The organism is Streptomyces sp. QH1-20 (assembly GCF_041283565.1).
Classification (GTDB): domain Bacteria; phylum Actinomycetota; class Actinomycetes; order Streptomycetales; family Streptomycetaceae; genus Streptomyces; species Streptomyces syringius.
This window is the reverse complement of sequence record NZ_CP166299.1, coordinates 2675597-2699660: the sequence shown is the minus strand read 5'-3', so window position 1 is coordinate 2699660 and position 24064 is coordinate 2675597. Positions and strand designations below refer to the sequence as shown.

Below are 24064 nucleotides of genomic sequence, written 5' to 3'. Positions count from 1 at the left end.
GCCTCCGTCACGCGACCCGACGGCGGCCCTGGAAGAGAGCGTCAGCGAGACGGTCGACCTGGTCGATGTCCGAGGACCAGCAGTAGAGGATGACCTCGTCGGCGCCGATGTCGGCAAAGGCCGCGGCCGCGTTGCGGATCTCCTGCGGTGTGGTGAGAAGACCGTTCGCCACATGGTCTGCGCGACCGGTGAAATCGTAGTAGCTGCGGATGTTACGCCGGGCCTGCTCCACCGTGCTCTGCGGGCCAAGGGCGATGTTCACCTGGGCTACCAGGCGCGGGCTGCCGGGGCGGTCGTACTTCTCCCAGACCGCCTCGACGCTGCGGTACAGGTCGGCCATGAACTGCGGTGGCAGCGCCGCGCCGAGGAACCCGTCCCCGAACCGGCCGACCCGCTCGATCGCGGCCGGAGAGAAGCCTCCGAACAGCACTTCCGGGCCGCCAGGTGTCGTGGGCGGAGGACCGATGGGCCCGACACCCGCGTCGTACGGCTCGCCGGCCCAGGTCCGACGCAGCAGCGGCATCTGCTCGTCGAGGCGGCGGCCCCGACGGCGGATGTCGATGCCTGCGGCCAGGCAGTCGTCCTCGCGACCGCCGACGCCGATGCCGAGCGTGAAGCGGCCGGCCGACAAACGGTCGAGGGTCGCTGTCTGCTTTGCGAGCATCGCGGTGTTGTGGACGGGCGCGATCAGCACCTCGGTCTGGAGGCGGATCCGGGACGTGGCACCAGCGAGGGTTGCGAGGGTGATGAGGGGCTCGGGGTTGTCGAAGACAAGCCGGTCCAGCAGGCCGAGCGTGCTGAACGGGCCGGCGTCGGCACGTTGCGCCCAGCTCAACAGCAATGCGGGGTCGTCAATGGGAAGGCCAAGGCCGATGTTCATGGGAAGGATCCTCCGGAGGGCATGCCGAATCAGGTGCCGCCCCTCCGTGGCTCCGCGCATGTGCTGCGCGGGCTCGCTCCCGTTCTGCGACGTGGTTCCAGAGAGCGTGATCTTTAGAGTGCGGTGACCGTAACGCGGTCATCCATGCCTGAGCAACGCCTTTTCCGGCACGCGCTCCGGCCGGGCGGCCATCGGCCCTACGTCTCACCGTCGCTCCGCCGCACGGCGGAGCGGGACCCGCCTCTGGTGTGATGTGACGGTGTCGGCACGGGCGGCATCGTGGTGGGAGGTGATCAGCACATCGCTGGCGCCGCTCATCCAGGAGGAAGCAATGTCCCGTGTTCGCCGTCCGTTTGGCGCTGCCATCGCCCTTGCCGTGTGCGCGGCCGCCGTGCTGACCTCGGGTGCGAGCGGGCCGGCCGCGGCGGCCGGGAGTGACACCCGGGCCGTCGTCCGGCAGACGCCGGACGAGCCCTCGCTCACCGGGTCCGCCAAGCTCAAGCGCAAGCCCGGCGACGACGTGCACTTCTCCTTCAACGCCCACGGCTTTGCCGACAAGGCGCGCGGCACGTTCTACGTCAGCCACCACATGGGCAAGGACTGGGGCGGCTACTTCAAGGGGCGTATCGACTGCCTGCTGACCGGCGGTCCGGTCGCCGTGGCGACGGGCGTTGTGACCGAGTCGCACTTCGAGGCCGCGCCCGGTCTGCCGCAGATCGGGGATCTGAAGGGCAAGCGGTTCGGCTTCACCGTGCTGGACGACGGCAAGAAGGGTGACCGGCTGGGCTACAGCTGGGCGCTCGACGGGCTGCCGGAGAAGAGTGTCGGCCCGTGCCAGGGCAGTGCGCCCTTCGAGACCCTGGAGAAGGGCAACTTCAAGGTCCACCACTGGATGCCGTCACGGGAAGCGGAAGCCATCGGTTAATCCTGCTCTGCTACTCCGCCCCGTCGGGTCGACCCGACGGGGCGGAGTGATGCGACGTGGTTGGTGCGTGTGCGGGCCCGGCGGGTGCCGGCGCGGGGTAGGGGTTTGATCGGGGTGCCGGTCAGCCGGTGCTGGAGGCTGTACTTGGCGACCCGCGCCTCCGAGCCGGACGAGAGGGGGAAGCGGTAGTCCGAGCGCAACACCGGCAGCCTGGGCGAGGACCCCGTCGACCCGATGCCGTGCGAGAGCCCCGACGGCCACCGGTGTCCATCAGGAGGACATGGACGCACAAGGACGGCGGCCACACTTCCAAGGATCGGACACAGCTGTCCCCCAGCAGACGCTGCGGGACACGGGCTGTGCAGGTGGAACGAGGGAATCAGCCGACGAGCTGCACCTCGCCGTGTGTACCTTCCGCGTCCACGCCCGGGTAGTAGCTGACGTTGCCGTCGTTCCACCGGATGAGGATGTCGTTGGGACGGATGTTGGCGGCGAACGCGCCCACGGTGAGTACCTGACCGTTCTTCCATGCGGAATCCACCGGACGGATCCGGGTGCGGCCGTGGTACCCGGCGGTGTCGACGCCGGGGAAGACGGTCGTGTCGCCGTCGTTCCAGCGGATGACCAGGTCTGCTGTCTTCTTGCCGGTGAACTCACCGGAACTGATCTGTGCCGCGTTCTGCCAACCCTTGTCGGCGTTGGTCAGCTGGGACTCCTTGCGGACACCGTTGGTGTTGGTGTCGGAGTACATCGAGGTCGAGCCGTCGTCCCACAGGACGAGCAGGTCATCGCGGAGAGCGTTGGCGGTGTAACGGCCGGCGGTGATGAGGCGGGCGCGCTTCCACGTGTCGCTGTAGGCGAGGGTCTTCTCGTCGTGCACGCCGTTCTGGTCGACGTGGGTGTACGTCGACAGCTTGCCGCTGGCCCAGCGCACGGTGATCCCATCGCTGCCGCTACCGGTGAAGCTGCCACCGGTGACAGCACGCGCGTCCTTCCAGTAGCTGCCCTTCTCGGCAACCTTGTACTCGGCGGAGAAGGGTTGCTTAGGGTCGTCGTGGTCGGCGCCCTGGAAGAGAGAGGCCGAGCCGTCGGCCCACACGACAAAGAGGTCCATGCGGCGCTTGCCGCCGGCCGAGCCACCGGTGAAGTAGCCGGACGCCAGGCGCTCGGCGCTCTTCCAGTTCGCACGGCCCAGGAGCGTGCGCGAGGAGACGGATTGGATCCATCCGGCGATGTCGTCGGCGCGGGCGTCGACGGCCCCCTTGCGCTTCTCCTCCTCGTTGCCGAAGCAACCACCCTGCCAAGAACGGCTGTTCACTCCGACCAGCTCATACCGGCCGCCGACGTCGCGGAATGCGGGGGCACCGGTGTCACCCTGGCAGACGACCGCGTCATCGGACTTGCCATCGAGGCCGACTGTGGTGTCCTTGACGGCGCCCACACCGAACTTCGCGTAGTGCAGGCGGTCGGGGACCCACTCGTCCTTGGCACGGCCGTAGCCGCTGATGAACACGTCCTCGCCCTGCTGCGGTGCGTTGAAGCCGAGGTTCACTGGCGCGATGCCGGTGACGCGTTTGTCGAGCTTGGCCATGACCAGGTCGCGGTCGGTGCGGGGAACGAGCTCGACGACGTTGGCGGTGGTGCCGCCATCGCGGGTGAGGTCGGTGCGGCCGATTGTGGCGACGGTCTTCAGCTTGGGCGCACCGGCGGCGACCTTGAAGCCCTGTTCGGGGTTGTCGGCGAAGCAGCTGGCGGCGGTGACCAGCCACTGCTGCTCGACGAGCGCGGCGGTGCAGCTGCGCTCGCCGCCGATGTCGAGCTTGGCGGTGAAGGCGTAGGAGCCTTCCTTGGTGGCTGTACCCACAACCGCGTGAGCCGGGGCAGCGGTCAGCAGGCCGGCCATGACGGTGGAGGCGAGGAGGCCTGCGGCCAGCGTCGCGCGCGGACGTCCGACAGACATGTCTATCTTCCTGTCTGGATCTGAGTTCAGGAGGCGGTGCACCGGAAATCGGGTGCATGGGAAAGGCGTGCCGAAGTCGGCGGGAGGAGCCCTAGGGAGGGCTTTCCGAGATCAGCCGGTGACGCGGAGCTCGACCAGGACCGGAGGAGCGCCCGGAACGGGAGCACCCGTGCCGACGCCCACGCCGTCGTTCTTGGGCACGGCGACCGTCTGGCTCTTGCCCTCGGCGATGAGGTTCGCCTTCACGGCGACATCGCCGGTCATGATGTTGTAAACCGTGGGGATTTCCAGCGTGAGGTAACCGGACTTACCGGTCCCGGTGACCTTGAAGCAGTACGTGCCCTGTTCGCTCTGTCCCGGGTGAATCAACGACGTCCCGACCTGGATGTCCCTCGAGACCTTGCAGTCGGCGAGCAGGATGTGGCCGTCGCCCTTGCGGAGGACGATGCCTTGCTCCTTGAGGATCTTCTCCGCGTTCGGGTATTTGAAGGTCTCAACGGCAGACGGCGGAGTGGCGTCGTCCGCGGGTGCGGGAGCGGCAGTGGCGATGCCCAGGGCCGAGACGCTCGCGATGGCGGAAGCCGCGCCGATGGCGCCAGCGGTCAGCATCCGGCGCGTGCGAAGTATCACCAGAGAATCCTTCCAAGGGGTACGCGACGGCAGAAGCCGTGCGTAATGGCGAAGTAAAGACAACCGAGCGGGAACTTATCACCACATATGACTTTGCCTGATCTTGACGTTCCTGGGGCTCGCTTCACCTAGTAATCCGAAGGATTTTCTGCGATGGATAGGTGTCGTGTACATGATTGTTTTTTCGGCTTACGAGGTGCGGGGGGCTTGAGGTCGGCCGATATGACGGTACGTAGACCTGCAAGGTGATGGTTATGCTCACGGCGCCGAAGTACGGCGACAAGCAAGTGGCAGGGAAGAACAGACTGGTGAGAGACAATCTCTTTTTGGCGAGAACCGGGGGAGGGCGAGGAATCGGTGTGCGCCTACTGAGTCTGGGCCTGTTGCCTTCGGCGCTTTTGGGAGGCTTGCTTGGGACGGCGAGCCCCGCTATGGCTGCGGGTACCTCGGTTACGGCAACCAACCGCGCTCGCGTCGTGGAGCTGTGGACGACGGGCGGCCCTTCAGTCAAGGCTGCGGCCGAAGCTGCGCTCATGGGCACCGATGAGGACATCAGTAAATTCCTCAGCAGCGAGAAGGACTTCGCCGAGTTCACCGACGACCGCATCAACGCCACGCGCATCTTTACCGCCGGTGGTGTGACGGTCCGTGAGGTGGCGTACAAGGCGCTGACGGGTTCGAAGGAAGACCTGCGAAACTTCCTGAAGGACGGCTGGAAGGCGCCGTTCGAGACGGACATGCGAATCCGTGCCACGCAGATCATGGGAACGGCTGGTCCTGCGACCAAAGAAGCTGCCCGAGCAGCGCTGCGGGGCTCAATCGATGACGTCCGTAAGTTCCTCGACGACAGCCAGTACGCCACCCGGGACAACGACGACCGGCTGCGGGTCACTCAGATCATGAGTTCGGGTGGTCCGGCGACGAAGGAAGCGGCGAAGGTCGCACTGCGCGGCTCGATGGACGACATCCGCGAATTCCTTGCGGTGGGACAGGACATCGCACGTTCCCGTGACCAGGAGCGGGCGAGTGTGGCCCAGTTGGCTCAGCAGGCCAAGGAGGCCGGAGAGGTCGCCAAGCAGCAGACCGACGCGGCCAAGGAGGCCTCGCAGCGTGCGGTGAAGGCGTCCGAGCTGGCGAAGATGGAGGCGAAGAAGGCCGCTGCCGAGACGAAGGCGGCGGGGAAGGACGCCGGTCGGGCCGCCAACGCGGCAGGACGTGCGGCGGACGCGGCACAGGGCGCCGCCAGTGCGGCGCAGGAAGCCATCGGTGCCGCCCAGGCTGCCAACTACGCGGCTCGGATGGCTGCCAACGCCGCCGCGAACGCCGCTGCCGCCGCTTCGGCAGCGGCTTCGGCCGCGGCGCGGGCACGCGATGCTGCGGCCAATGCGGCGACGGACGCCGGTATGGCCGCGGCCGCACGTCAGGCCGCCGAGGATGCCGACTCCGCCGCACGCGCGGCTGAGAAGTCCAGGGACGCAGCCAAGCAGGTAGAGGTCGCCGCCCGGGCGGCCGGTGCGGCGGCTGACGCTGCTGCTGGAGCGGCATCCAACGCCGACGAGGCAGCCGACGCGGCTGACGAGGCGGGCGGTTACGCTGGCGAGGCAAGCTCCGAGGCAGCTCGGGCCAAGGCCTGGGCGGCGACGGCACGCAGCCAGGCGCGGGAGTCGCGCCGGGCCGCCATCGCAGCACGGGACCTCGCCTACCAGGCCGCCGATGCCGCGGCAGAGGCGCGGGAGATGGCCGACTCGGCTGCCCAGCACGCCAAGGCGGCGGCAGCGGCCGCGCGCCGCGCTGCCGAGCACGCCGGTGAGTCGGCCAAGGCGGCGAAGGAGTCCACGGATCACGCCAAGGCGGCCAAGGGGGCCGCTGACAAGGCGTCCGCTGCAGTCGAAACGGCCAAGAAGCTCCACAACGTCGCGACGAAGATCGAGGCCGAGGAGCTCAAGGCCCGGACCGCCGCCGGTATCGAGCAGGCCAGGGCCGAGAAGCAGGCCCAGGCCCTTGGCAAGACGGAGGTGGATCGGGCGGTCAAGGAAGCCAAGGACCTTGACGAAGAGGCCGCCCGCCTGGCGGCTGAGGCTGCCAAGCCCGGCACGGAAACCAAGGATGTCGCGGCCAAGGGGCGCAAGGTTGCCGTCCTGGCGATGAAGACCCGCGGTCCCTGGAGCCAGGCGGCCGCAAAGTCCGCCCTGACGGGTTCGGACGAGGCCGTTCGCTCCTACGTACGCACCGGCTGGCAGCAGGCCGGGGCCCAGGACGAGCGCGCGAAGGTGCAGGGTCTCGCGACCGCCAGTGGCTATGAAAGCGTTCGGAATGCCGCTACTGAGGCACTGAAGGGTGACGAGAAGCAGGTCGGAGAGTTCCTGCGTACCGGCCGGAACGACGTAGCACTGACCGATTACCGCATTCGCGTGACCCAGATCATGGGCAGCGGCGGCCCGGAACTCAAGAGCGCGGCCCGGGCAGCGCTGAGGAATGGTTCGGTCGGTAACCTCGTCGCGTTCCTCGGAGAGGGCCAGTACACCGCCCGGACGGTCGATGAGCGGATTCGGGCGACGCAGCTGATGGGCAGTGGTGGGCCTGAAACGAAGTCCGCCGCTAGGATCGCCCTTGAAGGAACCGACCAGTCCCTGCACGCCTTTATTCAGTTCGGGCAGTTCTCGACTGCTCGTCTGGACCATCTCGCTGCCACCCACATCGCAGCGATCCAGCAGCTCATCGCCGAGGCTGGCGGAGTGGCGGCCCTCGCGCAGAAGAACGCTGCCGAAGCGGCCATCGTCGCGGTCAAAGCCAACCAGGCCGCAGACCGAGCCAAGGGCTACGCCGAAGAGGCTGCGAGGCAGGCTGGCCAGGCCAAGGAATTCGCTTCCAAGGCCAACGGTTACGCGAAGCAGGCCGAGACTTCGGCAGCTGATGCCGCGAAGTCCGCACGTGTCGCCGACGCCGCGGCGTCTGCAGCAGAGCGTGATGCCAGTGAGGCTGAGTTCTCCGCAGCGCGCGCCATGGTGTCCGCCGAACAGGCAAGCGCCTCGGCGGAATCGGCTTACGCATCCGCGGGCGCTGCGCGAATCTCTGCCGAGACTGCGGGCAGGGATGCCGCAGCCGCTGAGGCCGCTCACCAGGATGCCTTCAAGGCCTATCAGGAAAAGTACCGTGCGGAGCAGGTGATTCGTCTCGCCCAGGCGGAAATAGCCCGCCAGTCCGAAAAGATGCTCTCCGACGTCGAGCGGTGGCAGCTTGAGAACATGCGAATGGCGCTCGAGGCCAAGACCGACTCTCCGAGCGCGTGGCAGCTCGGACTTGAGTGGATCACCGGGACCGGCAAGAAGGTCGATACTTACGGGGCCAACGACAACTTCACCAAGCAGCTTCGCGGGGACCACTCGATGGACAACGTCCGTGATGGGATCCGCGAGGATCTTTCCCAGGGCAAGACCGAGGGTAAGGGCGCCTACAGGGTGATGAAGGAAGAGGGAGTCCTGCGTTTCGCGACTGACCTTGAGTACCTGAGGACCTTCGGCCTCTCTGGCAGCCTTCAGAACCTCTGGACCGGTGGGAGGTATGGCACCGACGCGTCCGTCTTCGTCGGTACATATAACTATGATTACCAGGTCATCTCACAGAGCGGCGGAAAGGCAGAGGTGAAGATCACCATCACGAACACAACCACGATCAGCTCTCTGACGCACCTGCCTGGCATCCAGGGGTGGATGGAGAGGAATGTGGGTGGTCCGCTCGACAGCCTGGCGAACAAGATCGGTGGACCATTGAGGACGAAGACGCAGCAGGCGAGCTGGATCGAGACGGTGGACGTTCCGTGAAGAGAGTTGGCATCCCGCTGGCCGTCATCTGCTTCGTGCTGGCAGTGGGCGCTGTGGCTTTGCTCCTCTTGACCCAGGGAGACAACGGCTCGGCGAAGCCGAGTGAACTCGTCGGTTCCTGGCGTGGCAGTCAGGGGGCAGAGTTGACCCTGCGCGAGGACGGATCCCTCACCGCGGTGAACGTCCCCACCCACTTCTCCGTCGACAATGAGCCCTTGAAGCCTTTCACCGGCAAGGGGTCGTGGGACTTGGAGGAGAAGCCGGAGCTCGACAATCAGGAGATCGACGTCACGCTCGGCGAGGTGTTCGGATCCAAGATCGGTATTAGGCTGGAGATTTTGGGCAAAGCGGCCCGGGATGGCCTCGCCATCCCGATCTCTGAGGACACCGGAAAGAAGTTCACCTTCAAAAGGTCCCGCTAGCAGGCTGCGGCCGCTGACACAGCCGTAGCAGGGGATCAGCAGTGGAGCCCTCCAGTCTGAACAGACTGGAGGGCTGGCCTGCACGCCGTTCCGCAATGGCTCGGCCACGAGGATTGTCCAGGCCCGCCATCCCGGTCACAGGTTTCAGCGGGGCCCGGCCGGGGCGTGGTCGGGTCCCGCTGCGTTGTGCCCCGGTCAGCGCCGGGTGCTCGGGACGTGGTCGTAGCAGTAGCCGCGGTGGTGGCCGGCGTTGTCCAGGACGCTGTTGCCGGTCTTGGGGCCGACGATGCCGTCCGCCGGGAGCTTGGACGCCTTCTGGAACTTCACGACCCACGTCTTCGTGGCGGACCCGAACTTGCCGTCCTCGCCGATCGGACGCCCCTTGCCCGTCCGCTCCGCCCAGTTGTTCACGGCCCGCTGAACACACCACACGCCGTGGGAGTTGCCGGACCCGACAGAGATGTTGGCGATACCCGGCTTGGCGGTCGCCGTACCGGCCAGGCCGCCGCCCACCATGCCTGCCGCCGCCGCCATGATGCCGATCGTGCAAACGGTCTTCCTGATGCCTGTCATGAGCGCGTGTCCTTCCCGAGGATCGTGCCGCCGGTCGTCGGCGCGTTGGAAAAGTTATGCGCGGCGGGGTCCTGACCGCGTCCCGCAGGTGTTTGATCTCTGCGGTCCATCCGCTGCGGTACGCCGCGATCACCTCAACCCGGCGCGGTACGACGGCGCGCCGCGCCGCGCCAAAACCACACCGTCTACCCCGCCGCTTGATCAATGCGCCTGCATTCGGGCCGAGTTACGGTCTGGACCAGGCTGCCGGTTGGGTAGCTGACCACCGGAAGATCTACGGATGGAAGCGGTATTCCGGCTCGAGTTTCCATCTGCCCCGGGCCGACAGCAGGCGTTTCGAGAAGATCGCCGCCATTGAACGATGCACTATCCAGGGCGAGTTGGCTTCTTCATGACCCACGCCCGTCCGGGCCCCTCTGCGGGATCGTCCGCCGCTGTCAGCATGTGGCGGCACAGGCGGACGGAGCGATCTCGTCCCGCCTCATGAAGAAACGTTCCTGCTGCGGGCTTTCGCTCGCGCTGGACAGACGAGAGGAGAGACCGTGCAACGTCTCACCCGCCGCGACATGGTCCGACGGTCCCTGCTGGTGGCGGCCGGTACCGCGCTCGCCGGCCAGACCGCCGTCGCCACTGCGAATGCCTCGCCCCGGACCCCGCATGCCCCGCGCGCCGCCGATGTGCCGGCTGCGTTCGACGAGACGTATCTCGGCCGACACATCAAAGGCTGGCCCGCCGAGGGGGGCCATGGCGGCCATACCGGTCATGGCGGAGCCGACGGCCATGGTCTCGTCGAGTTCGTCGTCCGTATCGACAACGACGATCTGCACGTGATGCAGAACGCCGACGGCACCTGGATCAGCGTGATCGACCACTACGAGACGCACCCCACCCCCCGCGACGTGGCACGCGCCGCCGTACGGGACCTCAACGGAGCATCACTCGTGCCCCTCGCCGTCTGACATCGCGCTCGGCACCCCCACACCGAAAGGACCCGTCGCCATGGCAGACCGCAAGAACCAGGCAGACCTGTCGGCCACCGAGAAGCGGAACTTCATCGACGCCATCCTCGCCCTCAAGCGCCAAGGCCGCTACGACGAGTTCATCACCACGCACAACGCCTTCATCATGAGTGACACCGACGACGGCGAGCGAACGGGACACCGTTCACCGTCGTTCCTGCCCTGGCACCGCCGGTTCCTGCTCCAGTTCGAGCGGGCGCTCCAGACCGTCAACCCCTCCGTCATGCTGCCCTACTGGGACTGGACGGTCGATCGTTCGCCCAGCAGCTCGCTGTGGGCGGACACGTTCCTCGGCGGTGACGGCCGCAGCGGAGACGGGCGGGTCACCTCCGGCGCGTTCGCCTTCGGCGGCGGTAATTGGCCCATGAACATACGGGTCGACGGCAGGACCTTCCTACGGCGGGCCCTGGGCGTCGGCACCCGCGAGCTCCCCACCCGGGCGGAGGTGGACGCCGTGCTGGCCATGCCCACGTATGACGCCGCCCCGTGGAACAGCAGGTCCGAAGGCTTCCGCAACCACGTCGAGGGATGGCGCGGCCCCAACCTGCACAACCGGGTCCACGTCTGGGTCGGCGGTCAGATGACCAGCGGGGCCTCGCCGAACGATCCGGTCTTCTGGCTGCATCACTGTTTCATCGACAAACTGTGGGCCGACTGGCAGCAGCTGCACCCCTCCTCCGGCTACGCGCCCGTCACGGCCCCGCGCAATGTGATCGGCCTCCGCGACACGATGAAACCCTGGAACGACGTCACGCCGGAAGACATGCTCGACCACACGAAGTTCTATACCTACCGCTGACGGTGGCGGGGGGGGGGCTTGGCGGGCTGAGAGGAAGTCGGTATGAGCGTGGTGAAGGCTGTCGATGTCCCGCAATCCCTGGCGGCGTCGTACGCCAGAAGCTTCGGCGAGCAGGGGACGGCCTGGATCACCGCGCTGCCGGCTCTCGCCGCGGAATTCCTGGACCGCTGGGAGCTGAAACGGGACGGCGCGGCCGGAGCGGGGGAAGCCTCGCTGGTGTTGCCGGTGTCGGGCAAGGACGGCACGCGTGCGGTCCTCAGACTCCAGATGCCCAGGGAGGAGACAACCGCCGCGCTCATCGGCCTGCGCACCTGGAACGGTGAGGGGATGGTGCGCCTGCTCGACCACGATCCCGACAGCGGCACCATGCTCCTGGAGCGGCTGGACGGTGCCCGCACACTGGCATCGATCGAGGACGACGACGCCGCGATGGGCATCCTGGCCGGGCTTCTGGCCCGGCTGATCCGCGTTCCCGCGCCGCAGGGGCTGCGCAGCCTCAAAGTCATCGCCGACGAGATGCTGGAGGAGGTTCCGCATGCGGTCACGGCTCTGGCCGCCCCGGCCGACCGGCAGCTCCTACGCGGCTGGGCGTCAGCGGTGGCCGAGCTGATCGACGAACCCGGCGACCGGCTACTGCACTGGGACCTGCACTACGGCAACGTGCTCGCCGCCTCGCGCGAGCCGTGGCTCGCCATCGACCCCGAGCCGCTCGCCGGGGATCCCGGCTTCGACCTGTGGCCCGCGCTTGACAGCCGGTGGGACGACGTCGTCGCGGCAGGCGACACCCCGCGTATTGTGCGGCGCCGCTTCGACCTGCTCACCGAGGCCCTGGGCCTGGACCGCGCACGGGCGACCGGTTGGACGCTGGGGCGGCTGCTGCAGAACTCCCTCTGGGACATCAGCGACGGCGAGACCGCGCTCGCCCCGTCGTCCATCGCTATCGCGGATGCGCTGCTGAAGCGGTGACCTCTCGTAGAGCAGGAGCCGGTTGTCAGAACGGGTCCTTCTCCAGCTTGAGGGGCTGGAAGGGGTTCCCCGGCCCGCGAAGCTTGTTCTGGACGGGGTCCTCCGGGTCGGCGTTCGTCGGTAGCACCACCGACTCGTAGCGTTTCGCCTGGCCGGCGACCCTCATCTTCTCCCCGCCGCTCAGCTTGACGGGGTACCACCCGTCATTCGTTCCGCTGGTGACGTTGACCTCGACCCCGAATTCACAGTCCTTGTTTCCTGTGAAGAAGTAGAGGTCGAAGGAGCGGGCATCGGCCTGTTTCCCGCCGTCGAGGTAGATGCCCTTCGAGAAGGCGTTGCCCTTGATTCGCCAGACCTCCGCCTTCGCGGCCGGGTCGGAAACGACCCTTCCCTCGTGTTGTCTCGGCCGGGGGACGGGCTCCGTGAGGTCGAAGGCGATCTCCGTGGGCGGCATTTCCTCCCCGCCGTCCCCGATCGGCGGCGGAACGACGGCGGTCCCCGCGTACCGGGTCGGCTGGCACTTGAGACCGGAGAGCCGCATGTTCTGGACGACGACGGTTCCCTCGTGGAGAGGAGACAGGGTGACCCTCGTCGCGGCCACCCCGACGGGAGCGACTCGGTTCTTGGCGAACCATGTCGAGTACGCCTCCGTCCCGTAGAGGGCCGATTTTCCTTCCCCCAGCTCGGTGGTTCGATCGGGGAAGGCGAAACGTGAGCCGTAGAAGGCAGGGGCCCCGGCCACGCTCGCGACCGGCGGGCCGGCTTCCTTCTTCTTGTCCTCTTCCACCTCCCCCTTCTCCCGGTCTTCCGCTTCCCGAGCGATCTTCACCGAGTCCTCGCCGGACTTGGTGCTGCGGTCCTGGTACCAGAGGCCGAGAATCACGCCGGGCACTCCGACCAAGGCACTTAAGCCGCCGATCACGGCCATGACCTTGACCGTCTTCTTCCAGCGCGGGGTTTCCTGGTCCGGTCCGTCGTTCGGCTGCGGAGGTGGCGCCGCCGGAGGTGAAGGCGGAGATGCGGTCATCGTTTCCCCCGGTTCTTCTGCTGTTGTCCGAGGTCGACGTTTTAGCAGAAGGTGTTCCCACCATCAACTCGTCGCAAGATCAATCGAGTTGGCTGCCGTCCGGGGGTGGCTGGAAGTGCGTCACTCGGTGGAGTGAGTCACTCAGCGACGTCACGAGGGCCTCGCGGAAGCTGCCCCAGGGGCCGGGGGAGAAGCGGATCACTGGGCCGTGGGGGCTTTTGGAGTCACGTATCGCCACGATGCCGGGGATGTTGGTGGCTATCTCCACGCATTCATGGTTGGGGTCGCTGAAGCTCGACTTGCGGAACTGAAAACGCGTCTTCATCACAACTCCTTGATCATGGCGTTGATGAAGGCGCGGGAGTCGTCAGGGTTGAGGGCGGTTGCGGCGGCGCTCTCGAAGAGCGCGGCATGTTGTGCGGCTTCCTCGCCTCCCTCGGCCCAGTGTTGGCTGAGCGGTACCTCCATGTACACCACGTCCATGGCGCCAGGTTCCGCGAATGAGAGGACGTTGAACGCGGCTCCCAAGGCTGGATGAGGTCCAGCGGTGAACGGGCGCACCTGGACGGTGACGTTCGGCTCGCGGGAGAGGCGGTTCAGTTGGTCCAACTGGCCCCTCATGACGTCCGGACCGCCTACCTGGCAGCGAAGTGCTGATTCATTGATCACTGCCCAGACCGACAGTGGTGGGGTTTCGACGAGGCGCCGCTGACGCTCGATCCTCGCCGCTACGAATTGCTCGTCGGGACGCAGAGCCCGTACGTAGTCAGCCGTCTGGAACAGGCCGGGTACGTAGGAGACCTGCCAATACCTGATGGAGGCGGCCGCGCTCTCCAGCGAGACGTATTCCGTCATCTTCACTCGCGAAAGAACAGGAAGACCGTTCCACCAACCTTTCGCCTTGCGCCGCTCACGGTCGATCCGTGCCAGCTCCAGCAGGCCGCCCACAGCGGTCGGATCGCGCACCCCGTACAGCTCGCACAGTGCCCGGATGTCCGGATCTCGAATGGGAACCCAGCCGCGTTCCATCTTCGCGACCTTCGTGGTGGACGCGCTCAGGACCTTCGCCGCCTGCGGCTGAGTCATGCCCGCTGCTGTCCGGAGCTTGATGAGTTCGCCGCCGAGTCTGCGGCCCAAAACGGTCGACGTGCTGTTGCCCTGCATCGGCTGACTGGCTGTCACGTATCCCTCCTCGTGGGCGTTGCGCGCCCAGTTTGGTGCCGTGCGGACCGCGCTCGCAACCTGGTTCGGAGGATATTTTCCAGGAGGAGGTTGCGGGCTGCCCGGGCGCGGCCCTACCGTCCGTAACGCACCGATCGCGCCACGCAAATCAGCCACGCGCGCCGATCCCCCACGCCCGGAGGAGACCGAAAATGCTCGCTCCCGAGGAACTCCCCAGCCCCCTCCAGTACGACCGCATGAACTACCCGTCGAGCCTTCAGTGCGTCGCCATCGCCCGCCGCCACACCGCCCGGCTCGTCGACGTCTGGGGGTACCCCGAGGCCGCCGATGACGCCGCCGTCCTACTGTCCGAGCTGGCGGGCAACGCCGTGCAGCACGGGCGTCTGCGGGGGCGGCTATTCCAGGTGGAGCTGACGGTCACCCAGGCCGTGACCAGGGCAGAGGCCGTCACCCTGCGGATCGCCGTCTCCGACGCCCGGGGCGAGACCCTCCCCAGGCCACGGCACGCCACGCCGGAGGACGAATTCGGCAGGGGTTTGTTGATCATTCGTACGCTGGCCACGCGCTGGGGAGTGGCTCGGCGGACCGTGGGAAAGACAGTCTGGTGCGAGTTGGATCTTGGCGGATGCGGTTAGCCTGTCGATTACCTTCCTGACGTGGTGGGGGTTCTTGTGCGTTTCTCCCGGTGGAGCCGTGGCCCGTGGGTTCGGGCCGTGCTCGCGGGGCTGTATGTCGTCGCGCTCGCCGCTGCCGTGCCGCGCGGGGCCGGTGGGCACGGGCGGGACGGCGACTGGTCGAGCGAGGAGGCCCAACGGTTCTGGGGGCCCTCGCGGATGTCGGCGTCGACGACGGCCGGGGACGGTGAGGACGACGACGCCGAGTCACCCGCACAGCGGATGACGGGGAGCGCGCGGCACTTCGACGGGGTGCCGTCGGTGGGGGTGCTGTTCTACGTCGGCGAGGACATGAAGGACCATCACTGCACGGCCAGCGTGGTGCACAGCCCCAAGGGGAATCTGATCGTCACCGCCGGGCACTGTTCGGTCGGTGACGACGCCGCCTTCGTGCCGGGCTATCAGCGCGGCAAGGACACGCAGCCCTACGGGGTGTGGGCGGTGGACCGTACGTTCGTCGATCCCCGGCGTGCGGACTACGGCGACGGGTCCGATCTGGACTTCGCCTTCGCCACCGTCAAGCCCGATGGCCGGGGGCGGCAGATCGAGCGTGTGACGGGCGCGAACCGGCTGACCCGGACGCCCGGGTACGTCAACCGGGTGACTGTCATCGGCTATCCGAACTCCGATGACGACCCCGCCGACCAGGCCATTCGCTGCACGACCCTGACGTCCCGGCTCGATGACCACAAGCAGTTGCAGATGCGCTGTGACGGCTTCTATTCGGGCACGTCAGGAAGCCCCTGGCTTGCTCACTTCAACGAGAAGACGAAGACGGGCGAGCTGATCGGGGTGCTCGGCGGGCTCAACGGCGGCGGTCCGGACGGTGACGACAGCGATCAGCTCTCGTACAGCCCGGTCAACGACGAAGAGATCTTCAAGCTGTACCTGGACGCGATCAACGGCCGCGAGCCGCGTCGCTCCTGAGGCTCAGGAACCTTGCTCAGCCCTCGCCCGGCTCGTACAGGGGGAGGAAGTGGATGACCGGCTCCTCGTAGGGGTGGGCGGCGCGGACCGCGCGCAGGATGGCGGCGGCCTGGTCGGTGTCGCAGAAGGACTCGATCCGGCTCTCCGTGGCGTGTTGCGGGACGCCGACCTCCCCGTCGTACGGGTCGGCGCCCGGCAGCGGCTGCCACGTGCCGGTGATGCGCCAGACGCTGGTGCAGCGCTCGTAGGCGCCGACCCGTCCCGCGCCGGATGCGTGCAGGGCGGCTGCCACCTTCTCCACGTGGTCGTCCGGAACCGATATCTCGATCTTCAGGCGTGCCATGCCCCGGACCCTAACAAGTGGTCTGTCTCCCCTCCCTGAGTGGCAATTCAGGCGCCGGCGCCGTCGAGGCGTCCCGCGACCACCGGTTGGCGATGACCGCGCACACCATCAACTGCACCTGGTGGTAGAGCATGAGCGGCAGGATCACCGGGCCCGCCGACGCGCCGAACAGGACCGCCGCCATCGGCAGGCCCGTCGCGAGGCTCTTGTTGGAGCCGCAGAAGACAATGGTGATCCGGTCCTCCCGGTCGAACCCCAGTCGCCGGGCGACGAGGGACGTCGTGGTGAGCGCCAGGGCCAGCAGGGCCGTGGCCACGCACAGCAGGGCCAGCAGCCGGATCGGCGTGACCTGCTGCCAGATGCCTTCCGCGACTCCTCTGCTGAACGCGGTGTAGACGACGAGGAGGATGGAGAGCCGGTCCAGGAGGCCGAGGGGCTTCTTGTGGCGGGTGAGGAAGCCGGTGAGCCGGCGGCGGGCCAGTTGGCCGGCGAGGAACGGCGCCAGTAGCTGGGTGGCGATGGTCAGCAGGCCGTCGGCCGAGAAGCTGACGGCGGAGCCGATCAGCCAGGCGGCGAGGAGCGGGCTCGCGACCATGCCGAGCAGGCTGGAGTACGTACCGGCGCAGATCGCGGCGGGGACGTTGCCCCGGGCCGTGGACGTCAGGGCGATCGATGACTGGATCGTCGAGGGGACGACGCAGAGGAAGAGCAGGCCGGTGTAGAGGTCCTCGGTGAGCAGGTACGGGACCAGGCCGGCGGCGGCCAGCCCCAGCAGGGGGAAGAGGACGAACGTGCTCGTCGCCACCACGGTCTGCAGCCGCCACTGGCGCAGACCGTCCACGGCCTCGCGGGTGGAGAGCCGGGCGCCGTAGAGGAAGAAGAGCAGTCCGATGGCGGCATCGGCCGCGTAGCCGACGGCCGTGGCCGTCCGGCCGGTCGCGGGCACCAGTGTGGCCAGGGTGACCGTGCCGAGGAGGGCGGCGACGTAGGGGTCGACCGCCCTCCTCAGCCGGCCCGGCCGGAAGACCGGGGTCATGCGTCAGTCCCCGTCCTGGGCCGGATCGCCGCTCTGGGCAGGGGAGTTGCCGGTGCCGGAGACGTCCCGGCTGCGCACGTCGATGGCGCCGCCGCCACCGTCGTGGTCACTGCCCGCGGTGCCCTTGCTCGCGAACAGCGTGTTCAGCGTCCGGTCGACCTCCAGCCATGAGTCCGCGTTCGAGTTGTCGATGAACAGGACCCCGGTGCGTGGTCCGCTGAAGGAGGACGGTTCCGGGTCGTCGTCCCCCGGGAGGGCGACGAGCGGTACCGGTGCCGGGTACGCCGCTCCCGCGCAGAAGAGGACGGCCGCGGCGATCGTGAGGGTGATGCCCGCCGTGGAGGACCAGAGCAGGCGGGGTGTTCTCCATGGCGTGCCGAGGCGGCTTCCCACACCGCTCACGTCGTCGACGGCTCTCGCGTCGGGTGGTGCCGGCCGAGGTTCTTCGTCAGAAGTTCCGTGGCGTCCCCGACGCCGATCACTTCGGTCAATTCGGGGTCCGGCAGCCGTCCGTCCGTCTTTCTCAGTTCCGCCAGGGCGCTGTCGATCGCGTGGTGCGCGGCGAACAGACAGGGCGTGCTGTAAATGGCGACGTCCACGCCCAGATCCGCGAGTTCTGAAAGGGAGAGCCGCGGCGATTTACCGCCTGCGATCTGATTGAACAGCAGGGGTTTGTTGCCGACGACCGAGCGGATCTTGTGAATGCTTTCGACGCTTCTCACTCCGTCGACCAGGACGACGTCCGCCGCGGTTTCCGCCAGCGCCGCCGCCCGGCGCATGATCTCGGCTTCCTCGGTGGCGTCCGTACGGGCCACGACAACCAGTTCCTGTCTGCTGTCGAGGACCCGGTGGAGCTTCTCCAGATACTCCTCCAGCGGCAGGATCAGCTTGCCGTCCACGTGCCCGCACCGGCGGGGGCGCTTCTGGTCCTCCAGGATGACCCCGGAGGCGCCCGCCCGCTCCAGTCTTCGCACGACGTGGCAGGCGACCTCCGGGTCGCCGAAACCGTCGTCGATGTCCACCAGCAGGTGGTGGCCGGGGAAAGCCGCGCGCAGTCGTTCGGTGAAGGCCAGAATGTCCGGCCAGGCGATGAAACCGATGTCGGGGAGGCCGTAATGCGAGGCGGCGAAACCGAATCCGGATACGAAGAATCCGTCGTAGTACCGAGCCGCCAGTGAGGCGGAGTACATATCGTAGATTCCGAGGAGGGGCGTGGTCCCGGGACCCGCGATCGCTTCACGTAAGGCGTTTCCGTGCAGCATGTCTTCTCCTTGCGGTGAGTTCGCACAGGCAGCCAAGGCAGCTACGCGCGGATGCTTTCCGGGCGGCCAGTGGTGCAAACCGGTCTGGACTCCCCTTTTGTGGTCGAATATGCAAAAACAGAACAAGAGTGTGGAAGATGTGAAAGCCCGGGGGAGAAGCCCGGCTCCCCAGGGGCCCGGACGGTGGGCGGCCCTGCCGGGTTTACGCTGGCAGGGCACCCCGCTCCGCTCCCGGAAACAGGTCCCACCGTGTCGCTGCCCCCGATACCCAAAGCAGAGCTGCACCTCCACATCGAGGGCACGCTGGAGCCCGAGCTGGCCTTCGCGCTCGCCGCGCGCAACGGCATCGAGCTGCCGTACGCCTCGCAGGACGCACTGCGGGCCGCCTACTCCTTCTCCGACCTCCAGTCGTTCCTGGACCTCTACTACGCGCTGATGACCGTCCTGCGCACCGAGGACGACTTCGCCGACCTCGCCCACGCCTATCTGGCCCGCGCGCAGGCGCAGGGCGTGCGGCACGCCGAGATCTTCTTCGACCCGCAGGCCCACACCGCGCGCGGTGTGGAGATCGGCACCGTCATCGAGGGCCTCACGCGCGCGCTCGACGCCGCCCCGGAGAAGTACGGCATCAGCACGCGCCTGATCATGTGCTTCCTGCGTGACGAGAGTGCGGAATCCGCGCTCGCGACCTTCGAGGCCGCCCGCCCGTATCTGCACCGCATCACGGCCGTCGGCCTGGACTCGGCGGAGGTCGGCAACCCGCCGTCGAAGTTCCGTGAGGTGTACGCGCTCGCCCGCGAGGCCGGGCTGAAGTGCGTGGCCCACGCGGGGGAGGAGGGGCCGCCCGCGTACGTCTGGGAGGCGCTCGACATCCTCGGCGTCGACCGGATCGACCACGGGGTGCGTGCCATGGAGGACGACGCGCTGGTGTCCCGACTGGTCGCCGACCAGGTGCCGCTGACGCTCTGTCCGCTGTCGAACGTACGGCTGCGCGTCATCGACAAGCTGGCCGACCACCCGCTGTGCACCATGCTCGACGCCGGGCTGCTGGTGACGGTCAACTCCGACGATCCCGCCTACTTCGGCGGCTACGCGGACGACAACTTCACCGCTGTGCGCGACGCTCTCGACCTCGACCCGGAGACGCTGCGCACGCTGGCCCGGAACTCCTTCCGGGCCGCGTTCCTCGACGCCGAGACGCGCGAGCTGTATCTGAAGGAAGTCGACGCGTACCGGCCCCAGCCGGGGGCCTAGGGCCTGGCCGCCCGCGGCGGCGGGCGCCCTGCGGGCGCGTCCTCAAACGCCGGACGGGCTTGATATGGCTGGGCTCGGACTCTAACCCCGCTCCGCCGCCGACAGGGCCCGCTGGACACCCGGCTCGTGCGGGCCCAGGAACGTGGGGCTCGGGCGGACGACCGCGTCCAGCGCGGCCTTGCCCGCGGCGAGGACCTCGCGGGCCCCGCCCCCGTACCAGGTGACGTCGTGCACGGCGTCGACCCCGACGCCGTACGCGTCGATGCCCGCCGCCCCGCACAGCGCCAGCGCGCGGCGGATGTGGAAGCCCTGGCTGATCAGCACGGCCCGGTCCACCCCGAATATCCGCTTGGCGCGGGCGCAGGAGTCCCAGGTGTCGAAGCCCGCGTAGTCGCTGACGACCCGGCTGTCGGGCACCTTGCGATCGGTCAGATAGCGGCGCATGGCGTCCGGCTCGTCGTAGTCCGTGCGGCCGTTGTCACCCGTCACCAGGATCACCCGCACCTTGCCCGCGCGGTACAGCTCGATCGCCGCGTCCAGGCGGTGCGCCAGATACGGGGACGGCTTGCCCTTCCACAGGCCCGCGCCGAAGACCATCGCGACCGGCGCCGACGGCACATCGCGCACCTCCCGCAGCCGTGGCTCCGCCGCCGCGTACACCCACGTGACGGGCAGCAGTGCCAGCACACAGCCCGCCACCACGGCCCACAGCGCACGCCGGCGCCCGCGTCTGGTCGCCGGCAACCGCAGGCGCTGCCGCAGATTTCGCGCCAACCTCATGTCGTTCTCCCCCGTTCGCCAAAGCATCAACGCCCCGACACCTGGTGCGGTTCCCGCCGCGGAGGCCCCGCGGAGGGCTGACGAACCGTGGGAAGCGAGCCCTCTCGGCGGGCCGGGCCTGGCCCGGCTCGTTCCGCACCGGTCGGCCGACAGCACGGCCGCACGCGGGCGCAGCTGTCAGACCCGGCGGCTACGGTCGGAGTATGAACGGCACAGCACGGACCGCAACGGAAAAGCCCGGCATCGCCGGATACGACGCGCCGGACCTGGAGCGATGGGCCACCGAGCCCGACAAACGCCCTGGTCGCACCGCCTTCCAGCGGGACCGTGCGCGGGTGCTGCACTCCGCCGCGCTGCGCCGCCTCGCGGGCAAGACCCAGGTGGTCACCCCTGGCGTCAGCGGCCAGGCCTGGGACGCCAGCCCCCGTACGCGCCTCACGCACTCCCTGGAGTGCGCCCAGGTGGGCAGGGAGCTCGGAGCCGCCCTCGGCTGCGACCCCGATCTGGTGGAGGTCGCCTGTCTGGCCCATGACCTCGGTCACCCGCCCTTCGGGCACAACGGCGAGCAGGCGCTCAACGAAGTCGCCGAGGCCTGCGGCGGCTTCGAGGGCAACGCCCAGTCGCTGCGCCTCCTCGCCCGGCTGGAGCCCAAGCGTTTCGTGCCCCAGACGCTCGGCGGTGCCCCGACCGGGCGGCTGGTGAGCGTCGGCCTCAATCTCACCCGCGCCGCCCTCGACGCCGCCACCAAGTACCCCTGGCCGCGCGGCGGGCACCCCACCGACCCGGGCTCCCGGAAGTTCGGGGTCTACGCCGACGACGTGCCCGTCTTCGAGTGGTTCCGCCAGGGCGCCCCCGAGCACCGCAAGAGCTTCGAGGCCCAGGTCATGGACTGGGCCGACGACGTCGCCTACTCCGTGCACGACGTGGAGGACGGGCTGCACGCCGGCCACCTCGACCCCAACATGCTCCAGGCCGACCCCGAGCGCCGCGAGGTGTTCGCCGTGGCCGCCGGCCGCTACGCCCCGGGGGCGGAGGAGGCCGCGCTGGCCGAGGCCCTCGACCGCCTCCTCGACCAGGAGTGGTGGCCGCACGGCTACGACGGCTCGGCCGTCGCCCAGGCCCGCCTCAAGGACGCCACCAGCCAGCTCATCGGCCGTTTCTGCCTCGCCGCGGAGTCCGCCACCCGCGCCGCCTTCGGGCCGGGCCGGCTGACCCGCTACCACGCGGAGCTGGTCGTCCCCCGCGAGACCCGCCTGGAGTGCGCCGTGCTGAAGGCCGTCGCCGACCGCTACGTCATCCAGCGTGAGGACCAGGAGAAGCTCCGCGCCGACCAGCGGATCGTCATCGCCGAGCTGGCCGAAGCCCTCATCGCCCGCGCGCCCGACGGGCTCGACCCGCAGTTCCGCTCCCTCTTCGCCGAGGCCGACGACGACGCGGGGCGGCTGCGTGCCGTCATCGACCAGATCGCCGCGCTCACCGACGCCTCCGCCCGCTCCCTGCGCGCTCGCCTCGCGGCGGGGCGGTCCGGGGTCAGGCCCGGGGGGTGACCCGCGTGTCGGGGCCGGGGCCCCGGGGCATCCCTTTCCCGGGGCTCCGCCCCGGACCCCGGTCCTCAATCGCCGGACGGGCTCACAGACGAGGTACGTATCCGAAGGACGGACCGTGACCCGTCCGGGGTAGTCCCTCTTCCGGCGGCAGGCTCCGTGCGGGACGCTCGGCACTGCTGATTTTACGACCGGGGGCGGTTAACGCAGACGTTCTGCGTGGCATCGAGGAGGCAGCAAGTGGTCGACGCACACCAGACGTTCGTCATCGTCGGAGGGGGCCTGGCCGGGGCGAAGGCCGCCGAGACCCTCCGGTCGGAGGGCTTCACCGGGCGGGTGATCCTCATCTGTGACGAGCGCGACCACCCCTACGAGCGGCCGCCGCTCTCCAAGGGCTACCTCATCGGCAAGGACGAGCGCGAGAGCGTCTTCGTCCACGAACCCGGCTGGTACGCCCAGGCCGACATCGAACTGCACCTCGGCCTGCCCGCCGTCCACCTCGACCGCGAGGCCAAGTCCGTGCGCCTCGGTGACGGCACCCGGATCCACTACGACCGGCTGCTGTTGGCCACCGGTGCCGAACCCCGCCGCCTCGACATCCCCGGCACCGGCCTCGCGGGCGTGCACCATCTGCGCCGCCTCGCCCACGCCGAGCTGCTGCGCGGCGTCCTCGCCTCTCTCGGCCGCGACAACGGCCACCTCGTCATCGCCGGCGCGGGCTGGATCGGCCTCGAAGTCGCCGCCGCAGCCCGCAGTTACGGTGCCGAGGTGACCGTCGTCGAGTCCGAGCCCACCCCGCTGCACACCGTCCTCGGCCCCGAGCTGGGCCAGCTGTTCACCGATCTGCACTCCGAGCACGGCGTCCGCTTCCACTTCGGGGCCCGCCTCACCGAGATCGCCGGCCACGACGGCATGGTCCTGGCCGCCCGCACCGACGACGGCGAGGAGCACCCCGCCCACGACGTCCTCGCCGCGATCGGCGCCGCCCCGCGCACCGCCCTCGCCGAAGCCGCGGGCCTCGCCCTCGTCGACCGGGCCGACGGCGGCGGCATCGCCGTCGACGCCTCGCTGCGCACCTCCGACCCCGACATCTTCGCCGCCGGCGACGTCGCGGCCGCCGAGCACCCGTGGCTCGGCACCCGGCTGCGCGTCGAGCACTGGGCCAACGCCCTCAACGAGGGCCCCGCCGCCGCCCGCGCCATGCTGGGCCAGGAGGTGTCGTACGACCGGGTGCCCTACTTCTTCTCCGACCAGTACGACGTGGGCCTGGAGTACTCCGGCTACGCGCCCCCCGGCTCGTACGACCAGGTCGTCTGCCGCGGTGACGTCGGCAAGCGCGAATTCATCGCCTTCTGGCTGGCGGAGGGCCGGCTGCTCGCCGGGATGAACGTCAATGTGTGGGACGTCACGGACACCGTCCAGAAGCTGATCCGCTCCGGCCACCGGCTCGACCCGAACGCCCTCGCCGACCCGGCCGTCCCCCTGGAGTCACTGCTTCCGTAGGCGGGGCTTCCAGGGGGCGCCCCGCCGGACGTAGCGTGATCCGTATGACGACCTCACCGGCCCGTACGGCCGTGGTACCCGTGGCGGAGATCTTCGAGCTGCGCCGGTCGGTGCTGCGGCCGGGCCTGCCGGCGGAGGCGGCCGTCTTCGCGGAGGACGCCGCCCCGGGCACGTTCCACATCGCGGCGTACGACGAGCGGGGGGCGGTACGGGCGTGTGTCAGCTTCTTCCCGGAGGCGCTGCCCGGGGAGGCCGGGGAGGCCGCGTATCGCTTTCGGGGCATGGCCAGCGACCCGGCCGTCCGGGGTCTCGGCTACGGCGTCGCCGTCCTGCGGGCCGGGCTGGACCAGGCCGCCGCCCGCGGCGCCGGCCTCGCCTGGTGCAACGGCCGCACCTCCGCCCGGGGCTTCTACGAGCACCAGGGCTTCACCGTCACCGGCGAGGAGTTCGTCGTGGAGTCGGTCGGCCCGCACTACCTCTTCACGATCAAGCTCCCGGGGTGAGCGGTCCGGACTGTCGTACCCCGGCCGTAGAATT

24 protein-coding genes are annotated in these 24064 nt (G+C 68.7%); 12 read left to right on the top strand and 12 right to left on the bottom strand.

Going from position 1 to position 24064, the window contains the following annotated elements; genetic code table 11:
- Window positions 1-7 precede the first annotated feature (7 nt).
- Entirely contained in the window at window positions 8-880 is an 873-nt protein-coding gene (locus tag AB8O64_RS12170) for an LLM class flavin-dependent oxidoreductase (protein ID WP_370419184.1), read from the bottom strand.
- A gap of 331 nt (window positions 881-1211) precedes the next feature.
- Here AB8O64_RS12170 and AB8O64_RS12165 point away from each other — a divergent pair, with 331 nt between their 5' ends.
- On the top strand, window positions 1212-1805 hold the full coding sequence (locus AB8O64_RS12165) for a hypothetical protein (RefSeq protein WP_370419183.1): 594 nt from the start codon (window positions 1212-1214) through the stop codon (window positions 1803-1805).
- Window positions 1806-2184: 379 nt separating this feature from the next.
- On the opposite strand, the gene AB8O64_RS12160 is transcribed toward AB8O64_RS12165, so the two are convergent.
- Window positions 2185-3765 carry a trypsin-like serine protease gene (locus AB8O64_RS12160; RefSeq protein WP_370419182.1) on the bottom strand — a complete coding sequence of 527 codons (1581 nt, stop codon included), beginning with the start codon at window positions 3763-3765 and terminating at the stop codon, window positions 2185-2187.
- A gap of 111 nt (window positions 3766-3876) precedes the next feature.
- Complete coding sequence (locus tag AB8O64_RS12155; RefSeq protein ID WP_370419181.1) at window positions 3877-4395, bottom strand: hypothetical protein; 519 nt, start codon at window positions 4393-4395, stop codon at window positions 3877-3879.
- A gap of 248 nt (window positions 4396-4643) precedes the next feature.
- On the opposite strand from AB8O64_RS12155, the gene AB8O64_RS12150 reads away from it, so the two are divergent.
- Entirely contained in the window at window positions 4644-8216 is a 3573-nt protein-coding gene (locus AB8O64_RS12150) for an ALF repeat-containing protein (RefSeq protein WP_370423850.1), read from the top strand.
- Window positions 8213-8638 carry a hypothetical protein gene (locus tag AB8O64_RS12145; protein ID WP_370419180.1) on the top strand — a complete coding sequence of 142 codons (426 nt, stop codon included), beginning with the start codon at window positions 8213-8215 and terminating at the stop codon, window positions 8636-8638. Before AB8O64_RS12150 ends, AB8O64_RS12145 begins: the two co-directional genes overlap by 4 nt.
- Window positions 8639-8833: 195 nt before the next feature.
- Here the strand turns inward: AB8O64_RS12145 and AB8O64_RS12140 are convergent, their stop codons facing one another.
- On the bottom strand, window positions 8834-9211 hold the full coding sequence (locus tag AB8O64_RS12140) for a peptidoglycan-binding protein (protein ID WP_370419179.1): 378 nt from the start codon (window positions 9209-9211) through the stop codon (window positions 8834-8836).
- Window positions 9212-9753: 542 nt separating this feature from the next.
- Here AB8O64_RS12140 and AB8O64_RS12135 point away from each other — a divergent pair.
- The 3 genes from AB8O64_RS12135 to AB8O64_RS12125 are packed head-to-tail and all read left to right on the top strand — an operon-like array spanning window position 9754 to window position 11995.
- Entirely contained in the window at window positions 9754-10170 is a 417-nt protein-coding gene (locus AB8O64_RS12135; RefSeq protein ID WP_370419178.1) for a tyrosinase family oxidase copper chaperone, read from the top strand.
- A 40-nt stretch (window positions 10171-10210) separates the two neighbouring features.
- A complete protein-coding gene (locus AB8O64_RS12130) occupies window positions 10211-11029 on the top strand; it encodes a tyrosinase family protein (protein WP_370419177.1) in 819 nt (272 codons plus the stop codon).
- A gap of 42 nt (window positions 11030-11071) precedes the next feature.
- Window positions 11072-11995: an aminoglycoside phosphotransferase family protein gene (locus AB8O64_RS12125; RefSeq protein WP_370419176.1), complete on the top strand. Its 924-nt coding sequence runs from the start codon at window positions 11072-11074 to the stop codon at window positions 11993-11995.
- Between the two features lie 25 nt (window positions 11996-12020).
- Here the strand turns inward: AB8O64_RS12125 and AB8O64_RS12120 are convergent, their stop codons facing one another.
- The 3 genes from AB8O64_RS12120 to AB8O64_RS12110 form a co-directional block, all read right to left on the bottom strand.
- Window positions 12021-13022 carry a hypothetical protein gene (locus AB8O64_RS12120; RefSeq protein WP_370419175.1) on the bottom strand — a complete coding sequence of 334 codons (1002 nt, stop codon included), beginning with the start codon at window positions 13020-13022 and terminating at the stop codon, window positions 12021-12023.
- 79 nt (window positions 13023-13101) lie between these two features.
- Window positions 13102-13347, bottom strand: a complete 246-nt coding sequence (locus AB8O64_RS12115; RefSeq protein WP_370419174.1) for a DUF397 domain-containing protein — start codon at window positions 13345-13347, stop codon at window positions 13102-13104.
- Window positions 13347-14204 carry a helix-turn-helix domain-containing protein gene (locus tag AB8O64_RS12110; RefSeq protein WP_370419173.1) on the bottom strand — a complete coding sequence of 286 codons (858 nt, stop codon included), beginning with the start codon at window positions 14202-14204 and terminating at the stop codon, window positions 13347-13349. The genes AB8O64_RS12115 and AB8O64_RS12110 overlap by 1 nt, the downstream gene beginning before the upstream one ends.
- A gap of 191 nt (window positions 14205-14395) precedes the next feature.
- On the opposite strand from AB8O64_RS12110, the gene AB8O64_RS12105 reads away from it, so the two are divergent.
- A complete protein-coding gene (locus AB8O64_RS12105; RefSeq protein ID WP_370419172.1) occupies window positions 14396-14839 on the top strand; it encodes an ATP-binding protein in 444 nt (147 codons plus the stop codon).
- A 21-nt stretch (window positions 14840-14860) separates the two neighbouring features.
- Entirely contained in the window at window positions 14861-15805 is a 945-nt protein-coding gene (locus AB8O64_RS12100) for a serine protease (RefSeq protein WP_370419171.1), read from the top strand.
- A gap of 16 nt (window positions 15806-15821) precedes the next feature.
- On the opposite strand, the gene AB8O64_RS12095 is transcribed toward AB8O64_RS12100, so the two are convergent.
- The 4 genes from AB8O64_RS12095 to AB8O64_RS12080 are packed head-to-tail and all read right to left on the bottom strand — an operon-like array spanning window position 15822 to window position 18446.
- Entirely contained in the window at window positions 15822-16148 is a 327-nt protein-coding gene (locus AB8O64_RS12095; protein WP_370419170.1) for a hypothetical protein, read from the bottom strand.
- A 10-nt stretch (window positions 16149-16158) separates the two neighbouring features.
- A complete protein-coding gene (locus AB8O64_RS12090; RefSeq protein ID WP_370419167.1) occupies window positions 16159-17184 on the bottom strand; it encodes a bile acid:sodium symporter family protein in 1026 nt (341 codons plus the stop codon).
- Window positions 17185-17187: 3 nt separating this feature from the next.
- On the bottom strand, window positions 17188-17586 hold the full coding sequence (locus AB8O64_RS12085) for a hypothetical protein (RefSeq protein WP_370419165.1): 399 nt from the start codon (window positions 17584-17586) through the stop codon (window positions 17188-17190).
- Window positions 17583-18446, bottom strand: a complete 864-nt coding sequence (locus AB8O64_RS12080) for an oxaloacetate decarboxylase (protein ID WP_370419164.1) — start codon at window positions 18444-18446, stop codon at window positions 17583-17585. The genes AB8O64_RS12085 and AB8O64_RS12080 overlap by 4 nt, the downstream gene beginning before the upstream one ends.
- A 255-nt stretch (window positions 18447-18701) precedes the next feature.
- On the opposite strand from AB8O64_RS12080, the gene AB8O64_RS12075 reads away from it, so the two are divergent.
- A complete protein-coding gene (locus tag AB8O64_RS12075) occupies window positions 18702-19700 on the top strand; it encodes an adenosine deaminase (protein WP_370423849.1) in 999 nt (332 codons plus the stop codon).
- Window positions 19701-19781: 81 nt separating this feature from the next.
- Here the strand turns inward: AB8O64_RS12075 and AB8O64_RS12070 are convergent, their stop codons facing one another.
- Window positions 19782-20480, bottom strand: coding sequence for a vancomycin high temperature exclusion protein (locus AB8O64_RS12070; RefSeq protein ID WP_370419163.1), 699 nt, complete (start codon window positions 20478-20480; stop codon window positions 19782-19784).
- 203 nt (window positions 20481-20683) lie between these two features.
- Here AB8O64_RS12070 and AB8O64_RS12065 point away from each other — a divergent pair, with 203 nt between their 5' ends.
- The 3 genes from AB8O64_RS12065 to AB8O64_RS12055 all read left to right on the top strand — a co-directional run bounded on the left by AB8O64_RS12065 (window position 20684) and on the right by AB8O64_RS12055 (window position 24030).
- Window positions 20684-22027: a deoxyguanosinetriphosphate triphosphohydrolase gene (locus AB8O64_RS12065; protein ID WP_370419162.1), complete on the top strand. Its 1344-nt coding sequence runs from the start codon at window positions 20684-20686 to the stop codon at window positions 22025-22027.
- A gap of 237 nt (window positions 22028-22264) precedes the next feature.
- Entirely contained in the window at window positions 22265-23527 is a 1263-nt protein-coding gene (locus AB8O64_RS12060; protein WP_370419160.1) for an NAD(P)/FAD-dependent oxidoreductase, read from the top strand.
- A gap of 44 nt (window positions 23528-23571) precedes the next feature.
- Window positions 23572-24030, top strand: coding sequence for a GNAT family N-acetyltransferase (locus AB8O64_RS12055; RefSeq protein ID WP_370419159.1), 459 nt, complete (start codon window positions 23572-23574; stop codon window positions 24028-24030).
- Window positions 24031-24064 lie beyond the last annotated feature (34 nt).